13 protein-coding genes and 3 tRNA genes are annotated in these 14,838 nt (G+C 51.8%); 9 read left to right on the top strand and 7 right to left on the bottom strand.

Going from position 1 to position 14,838, the window contains the following annotated elements; genetic code table 11:
* Positions 1-150: 150 nt before the first annotated feature.
* The 5 genes from rpsO to ACGHUK_RS03370 all read right to left on the bottom strand — a co-directional run bounded on the left by rpsO (position 151) and on the right by ACGHUK_RS03370 (position 3,877).
* Positions 151-405, bottom strand: a complete 255-nt coding sequence (rpsO, locus tag ACGHUK_RS03390; protein ID WP_005933138.1) for a 30S ribosomal protein S15 — start codon at positions 403-405, stop codon at positions 151-153.
* 158 nt (positions 406-563) lie between these two features.
* Positions 564-1,403 (bottom strand): CPBP family intramembrane glutamic endopeptidase, encoded by an 840-nt coding sequence (locus ACGHUK_RS03385; protein WP_097780845.1) that lies wholly within the window; start codon positions 1,401-1,403, stop codon positions 564-566.
* Between the two features lie 108 nt (positions 1,404-1,511).
* Entirely contained in the window at positions 1,512-3,122 is a 1,611-nt protein-coding gene (locus ACGHUK_RS03380) for a glycosyltransferase family 39 protein (protein WP_390574991.1), read from the bottom strand.
* A gap of 571 nt (positions 3,123-3,693) precedes the next feature.
* A tRNA-Pro gene (locus tag ACGHUK_RS03375) sits at positions 3,694-3,769 on the bottom strand.
* Between the two features lie 34 nt (positions 3,770-3,803).
* Positions 3,804-3,877, bottom strand: a tRNA-Gln gene (locus ACGHUK_RS03370).
* 280 nt (positions 3,878-4,157) lie between these two features.
* Between ACGHUK_RS03370 and ACGHUK_RS03365 the strand changes: the two genes are divergently transcribed.
* Positions 4,158-5,237 carry a 6-phosphofructokinase gene (locus tag ACGHUK_RS03365; protein WP_291016835.1) on the top strand — a complete coding sequence of 360 codons (1,080 nt, stop codon included), beginning with the start codon at positions 4,158-4,160 and terminating at the stop codon, positions 5,235-5,237.
* 293 nt (positions 5,238-5,530) lie between these two features.
* Here the strand turns inward: ACGHUK_RS03365 and ACGHUK_RS03360 are convergent, their stop codons facing one another.
* The gene (locus ACGHUK_RS03360) at positions 5,531-6,526 is read right to left on the bottom strand and encodes a D-isomer specific 2-hydroxyacid dehydrogenase family protein (protein WP_097773899.1); all 996 of its coding nucleotides are present in this window, start codon (positions 6,524-6,526) and stop codon (positions 5,531-5,533) included.
* Positions 6,527-6,734: 208 nt separating this feature from the next.
* Here ACGHUK_RS03360 and pepT point away from each other — a divergent pair, with 208 nt between their 5' ends.
* The gene (gene pepT, locus ACGHUK_RS03355; RefSeq protein ID WP_390574986.1) at positions 6,735-7,952 is read left to right on the top strand and encodes a peptidase T; all 1,218 of its coding nucleotides are present in this window, start codon (positions 6,735-6,737) and stop codon (positions 7,950-7,952) included.
* A gap of 399 nt (positions 7,953-8,351) precedes the next feature.
* Here the strand turns inward: pepT and ACGHUK_RS03350 are convergent, their stop codons facing one another.
* Positions 8,352-9,737 (bottom strand): TrkH family potassium uptake protein, encoded by a 1,386-nt coding sequence (locus tag ACGHUK_RS03350; protein WP_390574984.1) that lies wholly within the window; start codon positions 9,735-9,737, stop codon positions 8,352-8,354.
* Between the two features lie 746 nt (positions 9,738-10,483).
* On the opposite strand from ACGHUK_RS03350, the gene ACGHUK_RS03345 reads away from it, so the two are divergent.
* The 7 genes from ACGHUK_RS03345 to ACGHUK_RS03315 all read left to right on the top strand — a co-directional run bounded on the left by ACGHUK_RS03345 (position 10,484) and on the right by ACGHUK_RS03315 (position 14,815).
* A tRNA-Arg gene (locus tag ACGHUK_RS03345) sits at positions 10,484-10,560 on the top strand.
* 569 nt (positions 10,561-11,129) lie between these two features.
* Positions 11,130-11,333: a hypothetical protein gene (locus ACGHUK_RS03340; protein WP_223385014.1), complete on the top strand. Its 204-nt coding sequence runs from the start codon at positions 11,130-11,132 to the stop codon at positions 11,331-11,333.
* Positions 11,330-12,259 carry a DUF6017 domain-containing protein gene (locus tag ACGHUK_RS03335; protein ID WP_002304312.1) on the top strand — a complete coding sequence of 310 codons (930 nt, stop codon included), beginning with the start codon at positions 11,330-11,332 and terminating at the stop codon, positions 12,257-12,259. The genes ACGHUK_RS03340 and ACGHUK_RS03335 overlap by 4 nt, the downstream gene beginning before the upstream one ends.
* 6 nt (positions 12,260-12,265) lie before the next feature.
* Positions 12,266-13,261 (top strand): AAA family ATPase, encoded by a 996-nt coding sequence (locus ACGHUK_RS03330; protein WP_390574980.1) that lies wholly within the window; start codon positions 12,266-12,268, stop codon positions 13,259-13,261.
* Positions 13,262-13,269: 8 nt separating this feature from the next.
* Positions 13,270-13,797: a hypothetical protein gene (locus ACGHUK_RS03325; RefSeq protein ID WP_002304315.1), complete on the top strand. Its 528-nt coding sequence runs from the start codon at positions 13,270-13,272 to the stop codon at positions 13,795-13,797.
* 54 nt (positions 13,798-13,851) lie between these two features.
* A complete protein-coding gene (locus ACGHUK_RS03320) occupies positions 13,852-14,493 on the top strand; it encodes a DUF3846 domain-containing protein (protein WP_002588969.1) in 642 nt (213 codons plus the stop codon).
* A 10-nt stretch (positions 14,494-14,503) separates the two neighbouring features.
* Complete coding sequence (locus ACGHUK_RS03315; RefSeq protein WP_002304317.1) at positions 14,504-14,815, top strand: DUF5720 family protein; 312 nt, start codon at positions 14,504-14,506, stop codon at positions 14,813-14,815.
* Positions 14,816-14,838: the final 23 nt, after the last annotated feature.

The raw sequence follows: 14,838 nt of genomic DNA, 5'->3' as shown, positions 1-14,838 counted from the left end.
AAAGGCCGTGGCGCGCGCATCATAGCAATAAATCCAGCGTCCGTACCCGGGGCACAGGCGTTCGATTTACTGCTGCAATACGCTGCCGCCGCCATTTTGTACATAAAAGCAAAAGGCAGGCACCTTTGCGGTACCTGCCCTCTGTTTAAATTACTTACGCAGACCCAGAGTTGCGATCAGAGCACGGTAACGCTCGATGTCCTTCTTCTGGAGATAAGCCAGCAGATTGCGGCGGCGGCCAACCATCTTCATCAGGCCGCGGCGGCTGTGGTGATCGTTCGGGTTCTTCTTCAGGTGCTCGTTCAGCTCGTTGATGTGAGCGGTCAGCAGAGCGACCTGCACTTCGGGAGAGCCAGTGTCCTTCTCGGTCAGAGCGACTTTGGCCATAACTTCCTGCTTGTTCATAGTTACATACCTCTTTATAAAATTTTATGTGCCAATGGAACAGCGGCGGGAAACGGCATTCCCAAAAAGCGGGCATACTCCCAACCCCGTACCACGGTAACAGATACAGTATACCAGAACCCTGTGCAAAATGCAAGGATATTTTTTGCATCCTGCCTTTATTTTTTTACGTACTGGTGCCAGTACAGCTGTACCTCCGGCAGCTTCTTTTTGCGCAGCAGAACTGCGGTGGGGATCAGATACAGCAGCACCGAAAGCAGCATGGATGCATCGTAGCCGCTCACCGCATCGGCCACGGTAGTGGTGCCGTACAGCCCACCGATGAGCATGGACGAAATATCCATGGCACCATGCAGGAATACCGTCACCCACAAATTGCCAGTGCGGAAGTAGATCGCCGCAAAAAGAGTGCCCAGCGATGCTGCAAACACGCACTGCATCAGCACACCGAAGGGTGCCGAACTGAGGATATTGGTCAGGTGCGCCGCACCAAACAGCACACCGGACAAAAGGCAGGCCTTCCACACACCGGCGCGGCTGGTGCCAAAGTGCTCCAGCAGGGTCTGGGCAATGACACCGCGGAAGATGAATTCCTCGGCCACACCCACCATGGCCATGCTGACAAGGAAGGTGCAGATGCGTGCCGCAGGCTGCAGCACGCCGTTCTCCGGCCGGCCCAGCACCAGCGACCCAAAGGCATTGTAGCCAATGAACACCAGCGGGTACATGCCCACCAGCAGGCCATTGAAAAAGCCGCTGCCGCGGCGGCGCAGCAGCCCAGCACGGTCTGTCCGTACCAGAAACAGCACTGCCACCATGGCCCCCACCAGCTCCTGCAGAGTGCTGTAGAGGTATGTATCAATGGACGCAAAATCCGTCCGAAAAAGAACCAATGCAATGGTAAAGACAAGATCTGTTACGAACAGGCTTGCCAGAAAGACCACTTCTGCCAGAACGCAGAATAAGATTGGGTGCGCTTTGCGCAGTCGTTTGAGCATGGGATACCCTCCTGAATCGTTGATGGTACTATTCTAGCACACTTTACCTTAAAACGATATAGCACGCGCAAAAAAGGCAGTTTTCCCTTCTGCTGTGCCGCAAAGCGTTCACTTTTTCAAAACAAAGATCTGTTCAAACTCCTGCGTTGCCAGCAGCGAAACATCCTCATAGCCGCCCTGTCGGGCAACGTTCCACGCAGTTTCCATGTTCTGGGCCGTGATCTGCTCCACCTGTTCTGCCGTCACGAACTGCCACAGCCCCCGGCCTCCAATGAACAGCACCAGCGTATCATTTTCGCCGGTGTTATACTGCACCAGCAGCTCACTGGAATCGTCCGGCACCACACAGACATCCTGAAATTTGAGAAGCTCCTGCACGCCGGAAGTGAAACTGCCAAGGTCCCCGGTAATATCCACGCAGGCGGCCTGACTGTATTGTTCCAGTTCCTTGTCTATCTTATAAGTACCGCTGTACATGCGCTCCGGCTCGATCACAAATGCAAGCACGACCATTGCAAGGCACACGATCTGCAGAATGCGCTTTCTGGTGCCTGCACGCAGCGTATCCAGAATGGAGAAAAGGCCGCAGCCACAAAACAGCGCTTCCAGCGGTTGCAGATGGTACACATACCGCAGCGACTTATACGGCGAGATCACCGCGATAACCAGAAATGCAGCAAGCGCCGGGACCGTGATCAGCTTGACATCCTCGGGGATCAGCGTAGTGCCGCGCAACTTGCCCGGCAGCCAGCGCTGCCCCAGCTTCGTCAGGATCAGCACGGCCATAATGCCTGCGCCTACAGCAAAGCCGACGATGCTCCAGCCGATCAGCTCCAGCGGGCCTTTGGGGTACTGCGCCAGATCAAAAAGATTGCGCGTTGTAGCATCCAGTGAGTTCGTATTCTGCGAGTGCAGCTGTGCATACCAGCACGGAAAGGTGAGCAGCATTCCGCCAACACCCGCAAGTGCCGGAAGCGAAAATGCAGCAGCATTTTTCCATTCGCGCCGGAACATCAGGTAAAGGTCATATGCTGCGCACAGCAGGAAGGCATAGACCACAAAGAAATACTGGGTCATCATGCCAAGATAGATGGTTACACCGATCAGAAGATATTTGGGCACAGACGGCCTGCGAAGAGACTTTGCCACCAGCAGCGCAAGCAGGATCGTCAGCAAGGTCATGAGCATATACATGCGCACCATCGTCACATTTGAGATCATTTCACGGTTGAACGCATACAATGCACAGACGAACAATGCTTTTTTCCAGTCTGCAAACAGCTCCATGCCCAGCGCATACAGCGCTGCCAGCGTGCCGCCCAGCAGCACAAAATTCATCCCAAGACCCGTCCATTTTGTAAAGCTGCCCGGAAATAATGAGCACACCGTGTGCAGCAAAAAGTAGAACAGCGGCGGATGAATGTCCTGCGTCTGATTATAGTAGACCGACGCATAGTTGAAGCGATCATTTTTCTGAACCGAAATATAATTCACAAAATCCTGTTGTTCAAAAACTGCTTCCGGGAGATTTCCATCAAACGAATGCTCACCATTATAATACCAATTCAAAAACGGCGCATAGCTGCTGTTTGCAAGGCCGTAGGAGTAGATCTCATCCAGAAAGAAACCCTCTTTCCGCACAGCCCACCAGCCGCAAAGGCAGATCAGAACGATCACAAAAAGCGCGACCGCCCGTTTTTTCTTTTTTATTTCCTGCATAGTTTCTGTTTTTCCTCGCTTTTTTGTCCGTTCTGCAGCCAAATATGGCTTTGCTTTTCCAGTATATCATATTTAGAACACAAGTCAAAACTTTTCGGGTTGCAGATCCCGCTGCTCCTAGCAGCATGCACCTTGTTAGACATTCCTAGCCGGTGGAACCCGCGGGCTAAACAAAGCCATACTATGGCTTTGTTTGCGGTGCTTCGCACCGCCGCCCTGTTCAAATCCCGCGCGGAGACAAAAAAGAACCAGTACACGAATGTGTTAGCAGCATGCACCCTGTTAGACATTCCTAGCCGGTGGGACCCGCGGGCTAAACAAAGCCATACTATGGCTTTGTTTGCGGTGCTTCGCACCGCCGCCCTGTTCAAATCCCGCGCGGAGACAAAAAAGAACCAGTACACGAATGTGTTAGCAGCATGCACCTTGTTAGACATTCCTACGGGTTGGGACCCGCGGGCTAAACAAAGCCATACTATGGCTTTGTTTGCGGTGCTTCGCACCGCCGCCCTGTTCAAATCCCGCGCGGAGACAAAAAAGAACCAGTACACGAATGTGTACTGGTTCTTGTTGGTCGGAGCAGCGGGATTTGAACCCACGGCCTCCTCGTCCCGAACGAGGCGCGCTACCAACTGCGCTATGCCCCGAAAATACCGCAGCCAGTTGAGACTGCGGTTTTCTTGGTTGGGGATGAGAGAATCGAACTCCCACAAGTAGAGTCAGAGTCTACCGCACTACCACTATGCAAATCCCCATTATTCAGTTTGTCTGCCGCGCCGTGCGCTGCTGACAAGGGATATTATACTCAAAAGGCCCGCGCTTGTCAACCATTTTTTTATTTTTTCTGCAAAAGTTTTCCCGCTGTTCTCCTGCCCGCAGAAATGCACCGTGGAAGCGTGTAAATTTTCTGCGCTTCTCTTGACAGCGGCCCCCATCCGGAATAATCTTATACTATAAACAGGTAGGTCTCCGGGCAGACTGACTTTGAAAGGCAGAACGCGCGGCGCTGAATACCAAATGAAAGAGGGCTTTTGAATGAAAAAACGTGTTGGAATCCTGACCTCCGGCGGCGACTGTCCGGGTCTGAACGCCACCATCCGCGGCGTAGCAAAAGCACTGTATGCCCGCATGGGCGATAACGTGGAGATCATTGGCATCCTGAACGGATACAGCGGCCTGATTAACGGCGACTACAAGGAGATGTGCGAGGACGATTTCCGCGGCATCCTGACGCTGGGCGGCACCATTCTGGGCACCAAGCGCACCCCCTTTAAAATGATGCGTGTGGTGGAGGACGACAACATTGATAAAGTTGCCGCCATGAAAAAGACCTACAAGGAAGCCAAGCTGGACTGCCTGCTGTGCCTGGGCGGCAATGGCACCCACAAAACCGCAAACCTGCTCTCGCAGGAGGGTCTGAACATCATCGGCCTGCCCAAGACCATTGATAACGATATCTATGGTACCGACGTAACCTTCGGCTTCCACACCGCCGTGGACATTGCCACCGATGTGATCGACCGCATCCACACCACCGCAGGCAGCCACAGCCGCGTGATGTGCATTGAGATCATGGGCAACAAGGCCGGCTGGCTGACGCTGTATTCCGGCATTGCAGGTGGTGCAGATATTATTCTGCTGCCGGAACAGCCCTATGATATCGACCGTGTGTGCTCTGCCGTGGAACGCCGCGCAAAGAAGGGTTCCAACTTCTCCATCATCGCTGTGGCCGAGGGTGCCATCAACTGCGAGGAAGCCGGCATGAAGCGCAAGGAATGGATGGCAAAGCGCGCCGAGGCAGGCTTTGGCACCACCGCCACCAACCGCATTGCACAGGCCGTGCAGAAAAAAACCGGCATGGAGACCCGTGTGTGCATCCCGGGCCACATGCAGCGCGGCGGCAGCCCCAGCGCCTACGACCGTGTGCTGGCCACCCAGTTCGGCAGCTATGCGGCAAAGCTGGTGGAGATTGAGCGCTACGGCGTGACCGTTGCCATGGTGAACCGCCATGTCACCCAGAACCGTCTGGCCGACATTGCAGGCAAGACCCGCAACGTGCCGGAGAACTGCGACCTGCTCACCGTCGCCCGCCGCATGGGCATCAGTCTGGGTTGATTACCATTTGAATGCTCTCCGCTTTGCTCTGAGCATATTTAGCGGAATCATTATTTTTTATTGGGGATTCCTGAAAATCTGCGGATTTTCAGGAATCCCTTTTTCACCGGAAGGGTCCCAACCGGCAGATGCTTCAAACAAACTGAATGCCGTTTTCCGCTGCACCTCCTCCCGTGAAAATGCAGATCCCGGCAGACCGTAGTCTGCCGGGATCTGCTCTATTCAGAAATACTGTTTCCGCTGAAGATGGCCAGAGTGCAACGGTGGCCATTCAAAATCGTCCGCCGGACAAATCAAAGGTCCGTCACATCATGCCGGGTGGGCTGGCCTTTTTCAAAGGCAACCGCGCTTTCCAGCACACCGCGCACCATGCTCTCCACATCCTCGTGGGTGTAGAAAGCCGTGTGGTCGGTCAGGATCACATTGGGCATGCTGCGCAGAGCCGCCAGCTCCGGGTTCGGGATCACATCGCCCATGCGATTATAATAGTACAGGCCGTTCTCATTTTCCAGCACGTCCAGGCCCGCCGCGCCAATCTTGCCGCTTTCCAGCCCGGCGATCAGTGCATCGCTGTCGATCAGCTTGCCGCGGGCGGTGTTGATGATGGTCACGCCCGGCTTCATGCTCTCAATTGCTTTGGTGTCGATGAGATGGTGATTCTCCTCCGTAGCGTTGGTGTGCAGAGTGATGACATCGCTTTCCGCCAGCAGGGTCTCCAGCGGCACATACTCGGCGATCTTCTTTACCTCGTCGTTGGGGTACAGGTCGTAGGCCAGCAGGCGGCAGCCAAAGCCGGACAGATGCTGCAGCACCGTGCGGCCAATGCGGCCCGTACCGATCACACCCACAGTGCAGGTGGAAATATCGCGGCCGATTTTTCCCTGCAGGGAGTAGTCCTGCGCTTCGCCGCGCTTGAGGATGTGCCCTGCCTTGCGCAGGCTCATCAGCATGAGCATAATGGCAAAGTTTGCAACGCCGTTTGGCGGGTAGTCCACATTGGCCACCTTCATGCCCAGTTCCCGGGCCGTCTCGCGGTCTACGTGGTCATAGCCGATGGAACGGCAGCAGATGGACTTTACGCCCAGCTCGTGAAACCGCTTGACCATGGGCGCGCTCATATCACAGGGCGTTACCGACACGGCATCATAGCCCTTTGCCAGTTCAGCATTTTCCAGCGTGGGATACTCCTGCGTAGAGCCAAACTCAACGTCCAGCTGCGGTGCCAGCCGCTGCGCGATGCCCAGCTCATCGTAGGGGCGCAGGGTGTAAAAAAAGACTTTTGTTGCCATAAAACTTCCCTCCCGGCTTATTTTGTACCTATTGTAGCACGTTCTGCACAGATGGATGCATTTTACTGCGTGAATTTTGTTCACCTTAAAAATGAAGATTCATCTTTCCATATGAATGCGCGCAAAACAGTTGTAAATTGTCGGAAAAGAGGGTATGATAAAGGAACTGAGAAGTATACATCACTGAAATATAAAAGGAGTGTGCCTTATGCGCGCTTATGAACGGCTTTTGAATTATGTCCGGGTGCATACCACCTCGGACGAAAACTCCGGTACGCACCCTTCCGCTGAACGGGAGTTTGTCCTTGCCCGCCAGCTGGTGGAGGAGATGAAGGCCCTTGGCATGGAGGATGCCCATGTGGACGAGCACTGCTACGTCTATGGCACCCTGCCTGCCACGCCCGGCTGTGAGGATCAACACGCTCTGGGCCTGATCGCCCACATGGACACTGCCGACGATGCCAGCGGTGAGAATGTGCAGCCCGTTGTGTGGGAAAACTACAACGGCGGCGACGTAACTCTGCCCGCCACCGGCATGGTGATGAAGCCCTCTGTGTTCCCCTTCCTTACTTCCATGAAGGGCGAGACCCTCATCACCTCAGACGGTACCACCCTGCTGGGTGCCGACGATAAGGCCGGTATTGCCGAAATTTTGACCGCTGTTGAGACCATTCAGGAAAAAGGCCTGCCCCACGGCAAGCTGTGTATCGCCTTTACTCCGGATGAAGAGATCGGCGAGGGTGCAGAGCTGTTCGATATTCCGGGCTTCGGTGCCGACTTTGCCTATACGGTGGACGGCGGCGATGCCGGCTCCATTGAGTACGAGAACTTCAACGCCGCTTCCGCCACCGTGACCATCCGCGGCTTCTCGGTGCACCCGGGCACCGCCAAGGACACCATGATCAACGCTTCCAACGTAGCAATGGAGTTCCACGGTGCTCTGCCCGTCACGGCCCGGCCGGAGACTACCGAGGGTCGTCAGGGCTTCTACCACCTGTGCCAGATGTACGGCGATGTGACCACCGCAAAGCTGGGCTACATCCTGCGCGACCACGATGCCGCAAAGCTGCAGTTCAAGAAAGACAACATGCTGGATATTGCCGAATTTTTGAACGGAAAGTACGGCGAAGGCACCGTGACCGTGGAGATCAAGGACAGCTACCGCAACATGCTGGAAAAAATCAAGCCGCATTTCCACTTAGTAGAGACTGCCCGCAAGGCCACCCGCATGGCCGGGCTGGAACCGGAGGAAATTCCGGTGCGCGGCGGCACCGACGGTGCTATGCTGAGCTGGAAAGGCCTGCCCTGCCCCAATCTGGGCACCGGCGGCTTCAATTTCCACGGCGTATGCGAGTGCATCACCGCTGAGCGCATGGACCGCTGCACCGAGATCTTGCTGAACATCATAAAGCTGTACGCAGAGTAAATTTTATTTTTCAATATACCAAAAAGTGGGTGCTATTTTCGGATAGCACCCACTTTTGTTATACTCTGACGCTTATTTCTACAACTCCACTCGTGAAAATGCATTTGGAGCAGCCCTGCGGTTGCGTAGCAATGAAAGCCCCAGTGGGGCTTTCAAGCAGGCGAGCGATCTGCGTTAGCAGATGGAAGGGATTCGCCCTGACAAGCGTCGGGGCTGCGACAAATGCGAAAAATAAAAATCAAATTCCACTGAACATGCCCAGAGTACAACGACGACGACCGCTGCCTGCGGCAGAAGCAGGGAGGAGTTGTTGGGGCCGCGGCCAGCAAGACACGAATGCCGCTCAAGGCATGAAGTGGATGCTGGGAGCCGCAACTCTAGGAGGGCATTCAAAATCGTTTAACCAACGTTGATATGCCCCACCGGCATGATCTTCCGTTTGTTATCATCCGGCTTTGCCGTCAGGCTCATGGCCAGCGACACCGGGCCGACACGGCCCATGAACATGACCAGCATATACAGGATCTTTGCGCCCCGGTTCAGCTGGCTGGTAACGCCCACCGAAAGGCCAACTGTGCCAAAGGCAGAGCAGGACTCGAAAATAGCGTCAATGACCGACACAGCGTCCGAGGTGTTATAGAACACCACCACAGCCGAGCCAACCGCCGCCAGCCCGCCGAGCACGATAATGGTCAAAGCACGATAAACCGTCTTGGACTCGATGTGGTGCTCTGCGATCACACAGTCGTCGCGGCCCTGAGCCACGCTGCGGATCGTCAGGATGATCACAGCGAACGTAGTCACCTTCACGCCGCCGCCGGTAGAGCCGGGTGCCGCACCAATGAACTGCAACGCGCTCATCAGCAGTTTGGTGATGGGGCCGCAGGCCGCAAGGTCGATGGTATTCATGCCCGCAGTACGAGTGGACACCGACTGGAACAGTGCCGCCATCAGCTTGCCGGGCACAGAGAGCCCGCCCATGCTGGCAGGATTGTTCCACTCCATCAGCGCGATGAGCGCCGCGCCGCCGAGCCACAGGATCACCGAGAAGCTCAGCACCACCTTGGCCTGCAGGGAAAGCCGGTGCTTTTTGTGGTATTGACCGATCTCCACCCATACCATGAAACCCAGACCGCCGGAGATGATCATGAACATCACAACGGCCTGAACATAGTAATTGTTCACATAGGGTGCCAGTGAGGAATACTGGCCGAACCGGCCAAACAGATCAAAGCCCGCGTTACAGAAAGCCGAGATGGCCGTGAACACGCTCACCCAGATGCCTTCCAGCCCGAACTGCGGCACAAAGGCGAACAGCAGCAGCACAATGCCAATGCCTTCAAACAGGCCAGCCAGTCCCACCACGATCTTCAGCACGTCCTTGGCCTGCGCATATCCGTCCGCTGAGACGCTTTCTCCCAGCAGCCGCAGATCGCGGAAGCCCATGCGCCGCCGCATAGCCAGCGCGAAGAAGCTGGTGAGGGTGACCAACCCCAGACCACCCACCTGAATGAGCAGCAGGATCACCACCTGCCCAAAGTAGGTGAACTGGGTCCAGGTATCCCGCACGATCAGACCAGTAACGCAGGTAGCGCTTGTGGCGGTGAACATGGCATCCAGTACATCCAGCCGCCCATGCTTGCTGGCAACAGGCAGGCTGAGCAGAAAGGTGCCCAGCGCGATCACGATGACAAAGCTCACACAGATGATCTGCGTAGGCGTATACATCCCCTTGCGCTTGCCCGCCGGGCGGTAAAACAGCTTTTTCCCTTTTGCCTTTTCCATAAGTTCCTCCGCACGCGGCAAAGCCTGCCGCGGCTATTTTCATTTCCTCTATAGCATACACCATTTTGCCCTCCGGTTCAACTTGATTTTATCCGCAAAATGCTGTATTATAATAGGGCATCCGTCTCCGTAGCTCAGATGGATAGAGCGCAAGCCTCCTAAGAATTCGGTCAACCTGATACCTTGGGTGCGGAAGTGATTGCTCTAATCAAAAGCAAGGCTGGGGATCGAGATTTTCCAAACAAATTTTGATGCAACAACTTTACCATCGTCCCGGTTGCAATGCAGTCGGTCACTTCGGTGTGAAAAGCATTCCACACATTTGTTTCCAAGTGCGTTGAATTTCAAAAAATCAACGATAATACACAATATGCCTCAGTAGCTTAGCTGGATAAAGCGCCTCCCTCCTAAGAATTCGGTCAACCTGATACCTTGGGTGCAGAAGTGATTGCTCTATTCAAAAGCAAAACCGAGAATCACGGTTTTCTCAACAAATTTTGATGCAACAAGTTTAACACCGTTCCGGTTGCAACGCAGTCGGTCACTTCGATGTGAAAATCATTCTGCATATTCGTTTCCAAGCGCGTTGAATTTCAAAAAATCAACGATAATACATAATATGCCTCAGTAGCTTAGCTGGATAAAGCGCCTCCCTCCTAAGGTTGCGTTACAACGGCCACCTCAAAAAAAACTAAATAAGGGATTGCAGTTCGACTTTGATCGGGCTATAATCATATATCAGACACGTCCATATAGCTCAGCTGGATAGAGCACACGCCTCCTAAGCGTGGGGTCGGAGGTTCAAATCCTCTTATGGACGCCAGTGAACAACGCCGAAAGCCTTTGTTTTCAAGGGTTTTCGGCTTTTCTTATATAAAAAGCTACGAAAAAGCTCTTTCACTGTATGAGATAAAATTCTACTCCAAAATTTGATTTTTGACAACCCCTCCAGAATCGAACGGTTGTTATAAGACAAAATCGCCAGCTAATTTTTAGCAGAAAACGGGCTGTTCTTGCTAATGAAAATGCCCTTCCTGCTAATCAGCCCCAAAATCGTGCCAAAAATCCAGCTAATCAAAAAAGGCGGATGTTTTGAATACCATGCAGTTATAGCAGATAAAATTAAATATCGTTATGTACATAGAGCGTCTATTTGCCCCGCATTGGGGATGGATAGGCGCTCTTTTTTTATGCCCAAACCCATGGGCAAATACAAGAGATTGGAGGTGTTTTATTTGAGCAAGCCTGTTTATACCGCAGACAAGCCGAGCGACTGTCATTACTGCTACTTCTGGACGAATGGCAGAAAGGGCTGCCGTCTGGGTAGAAATAATTGCTACTACTTAATCTCTTTGCCGCCGAAACCCAAGTCGGAATGTGATGGCTGTCCCTATGGGCGAGATCACCCGTGCATTGGTTGGTGTACGAAGAAGGTTATGCGTGAAGTGGGGCTTCGTTGATATGGATGTGTATGAACAGGAATACCGCTTCTACTATTTTGCCCGATGTCCTTACGAAAAGACGGATACGACTTTCCGCAGCATTCCGCTGACAACAGAAAGTTTTCCGCAGAAAGAAGGTGGTGAAGCCGTGTGAGTTTTGATTATTTTTACGGTCAGCAATCCGATCTATTCACATTCTATCGAGTTCCGAAGGTGTTGTTCACGAACGAGAGGTTCTGGAATATTTCTGCCGATGCCAAGATGCTGTATGGCATTTTGCTTGACCGCATGAGCCTGTCTGCCAAGAATGGTTGGATAGATAAAAACGGTAGAGTGTATATCATTTTTACAATCGACGAAGCGAAGATGGCTCTGAACTGTGCTGAACAAAAGGCTATCAAGCTGCTCAGTGAACTTGAGAAGAAAGCAGGATTGATTGAACGTAAGCGCCAGGGTTTGGGAAAGCCCAACCTGATCTATGTGAAGAACTTTATCTCTGCTGTGGATTCACAACTCTTGAATTGTGAAAATCACAATTCTGGAACAATGGAAATCACAACTCAAGAACTTCCGAAATCACAATGTAATAATACTGATATTAAAAATACTGAATTTAGTGATACTGATTCTATCTTTCCTTCCGGAAATGGTGGAATGATGGACGAGAATGACCGGTATCAAGAATACTTTGATTATTTCTCGGATCAGCTTAGTATGGATTTGTTGAAGAAGGATTACCCTTACGATTCCGAAATGCTGGATAACATTCTGGAGTTGATCGTTGAAACAGTTTGCACGAAGCGACCGTTGATTCGCATTGGTGCAGAGGAGCGTCCGGCAGAAATTGTCCGCAGTCGGTTTATGAAACTGAATGCCGAACACATTCGATATGTTATGGACTGCTTCAAGGAGAACACCACAAAGATTAGAAATATCCGTCAGTATATGCTGACTACGATATACAATGCGCCGACGACAATAGACACCTACTACGATGCTCTTGTTCGGCACGATATGTCACACGGATATTTGGAAGGAGGATTTAAGAAATTGAAAATGAAGCGAGAGGAAGGAGAGTGACGATAAATGTCGAAAAAAGCAACCATCATTGCGGTGGTCAATCAGAAAGGAGGCACTGGAAAGACCACCACCACCGAGAATCTGGGCGTTGGCTTGGCTCTTGAAGGAAAAAAGGTGCTTCTGGTAGACACCGATCCCCAGGCTTCCCTGACGGTCAGTTTGGGCAATCCCTGCCCGGATGATCTGTCTCCGACACTTTCCGATCTGATGGGAAAGATTATGATGGAAAACCCTATTACTCCCGATGAAGGGATTCTTCATCATCCGGAGGGCGTTGATTTGGTGCCGTCCAACATCGAACTCTCAGGTATGGAGGTAGCACTGGTCAATGCCATGAGCCGGGAAACCATTCTCCGGCAATACCTGGATACAGTCAAACAGAATTATGATTACATTCTTCTTGACTGTATGCCGTCTTTGGGTATGGTTGATGCGAATTTGCAGAGGGAGAGTATCCTGCCGAGTGAAAGAGCATTTGCTTATAAGATGAAGCTGGATGCGATTAAACATCAAGGTCAACGCACCGATTTAACTTCATCCCAAGTTGGGATGAAGTTGCAGGCAATGGATATAGTCGGTCAGGAGGCAGGAGAAAGCAGAAATCAGGTACACCGTTATATCCGTCTGACCGAACTGATTCCGGAACTGCTGGATATGGTAGATACGGGTCAGATCAAATTCAATCCTGCGGTGGAGCTTTCCTATCTGGCAAGTGAAGAACAGAAGGATTTTCTTTCTGCAATGGATTATGCTCAAGCAGCTCCTTCCCTTTCGCAAGCACAGCGAATTAAAAAGCTCGCACAGGAGGGCGAGTGTACGCTGGATGCGATGTGCGAGATTATGAATGAAATCAAGAAGGGAGAGCTGGACAGAGTAACCTTCAAAACGGATTCGTTGCGAAAATACTTCCCGAAGTCCTATACCAACAAGCAGATGGAGGATAAAATCATTCAGCTTTTGGAGCAATGGCAGAAAAAAAGAGAAAAATCAATGGAAAGGTAAGGTAAAAAATGTTTACACCCAAAAACATTCAGGGCGCTTTGGAAGAACTCTACGACCTTTGCGATCCTGATTATATGGTAGATATGCTCGTAAACTACAGTGAGGAGTTCGATGATATTTCTCCTGCGCTTCTGGCAAAGTCGTTTCAGAAAAATGCCGAGATGATTAGCGAGTATCGAGTATTGTCCTCTGCTGGTGAGGGTATCGACTATCAGGGAAAGGTACTTCTGAACAGCAGAGCCGTGCGGCTTCTGTCCTATGTAGAAGATATGAGCGGCGATGAAAAAGTTCGCACGATTCAGAGCAAGGAGCTGTGGTTAGCAGAAGATATGACATTCTATGTGGTGTCCTGTATGTCTACGATCACGATGGACAAGGAAGAAGCCATTTGTCTTAACGAACACCGCAGCGTGGTTACTACGGTGGAATGCGAGGACGATATTTTCTTCGACATGGGTTCCCTGATTTGCGAACTGGACGATATTTGCTTGTTCGAGCTTTTAGCCGATGTGGATGCGACTATTTATGAACTGTAACAGGTTCATGGATGGTCGCTTTTCTTATTTCCAAAGAAACGGAGGTATCGAAACTTGAAAGAATACGATGTGAAGATCACCGAAACCTTGGAGAAAACGGTTACGGTGCAAGCAGAATCTCACGATGCGGCAGAGGAACAGGTTAGAGCCGCTTATTACAATTCGGAGTACATTCTGGACTCCGAAAACTTTACCGGTGTTGCGTTCGGCACGACCGAGGAACGGGAGGTTCAGAAAGAACAGGCAGATACCATGAATGTGTTGCTGGTAAAGCCGTTCATGTATCCGCAGGCTGTGCAGATCGGCTGTGAGCTGGAGGATTTGCAGAAAGCCGTAGGTGGCGATATTGAGGCAACTTATCCGTTCAATGAGCCGGTTGCACTGGTGATGCACGACGAAGGTAAACTCGTAGGCAAAGAACTGAACCGTGCGCTGCGTGATGATGACGGCGATATTTATGACATTATCGCCGGTGATTTTCTGGTTGTGGGATTGGGCGAGGATGATTTTTGTTCTCTGTCCCCGGAACTGATGAAGCAGTTTGAGGAACACTTTCATCAGCCTGAGACTTTTGTACGCATGGGGCGCAGCATTATGGCGCTTCCCCTGCCGGATGACATGGTGAAGAAAGAAGATGCACCTGTCAAAGCTGATTCGGTTCCCCACAAAAGTAACCCTGACCGAGATGTTCTGTAAGGAGGTTCTTATGCAAAGAAATTCGACGATTGGAGAGCTGATGGAGCGAAAGCGGATTCAGGATGGTGCCAAGGAGTACCAGGGACATACCTATATGGACTTGGCACGATTTGATGACGCCACCAAGCACATGATTATTTTCGATGTGCTGACCGATGAATCGCCTGTCGGTTGGAAAGGCGAAAGAAATCGCCTGTATTTGAGCGATGTGGGTTATCAGAAGGCTCTGGATAACCAGAAAGCTGGCAATATCAAGATTATCAGCCATGCCGCAGTTGCCAAGGGCAATCTGTATTACGACCACAGAGATATGGCACGATAATCTGTTCACTCTACTGCTTGCAG

The sequence above is a fragment of the Faecalibacterium sp. i25-0019-C1 genome, from assembly GCF_042854225.1.
Lineage (GTDB): Bacteria > Bacillota > Clostridia > Oscillospirales > Ruminococcaceae > Faecalibacterium > Faecalibacterium taiwanense.
This window is presented reverse-complemented; position numbering and strand designations above follow the sequence as displayed.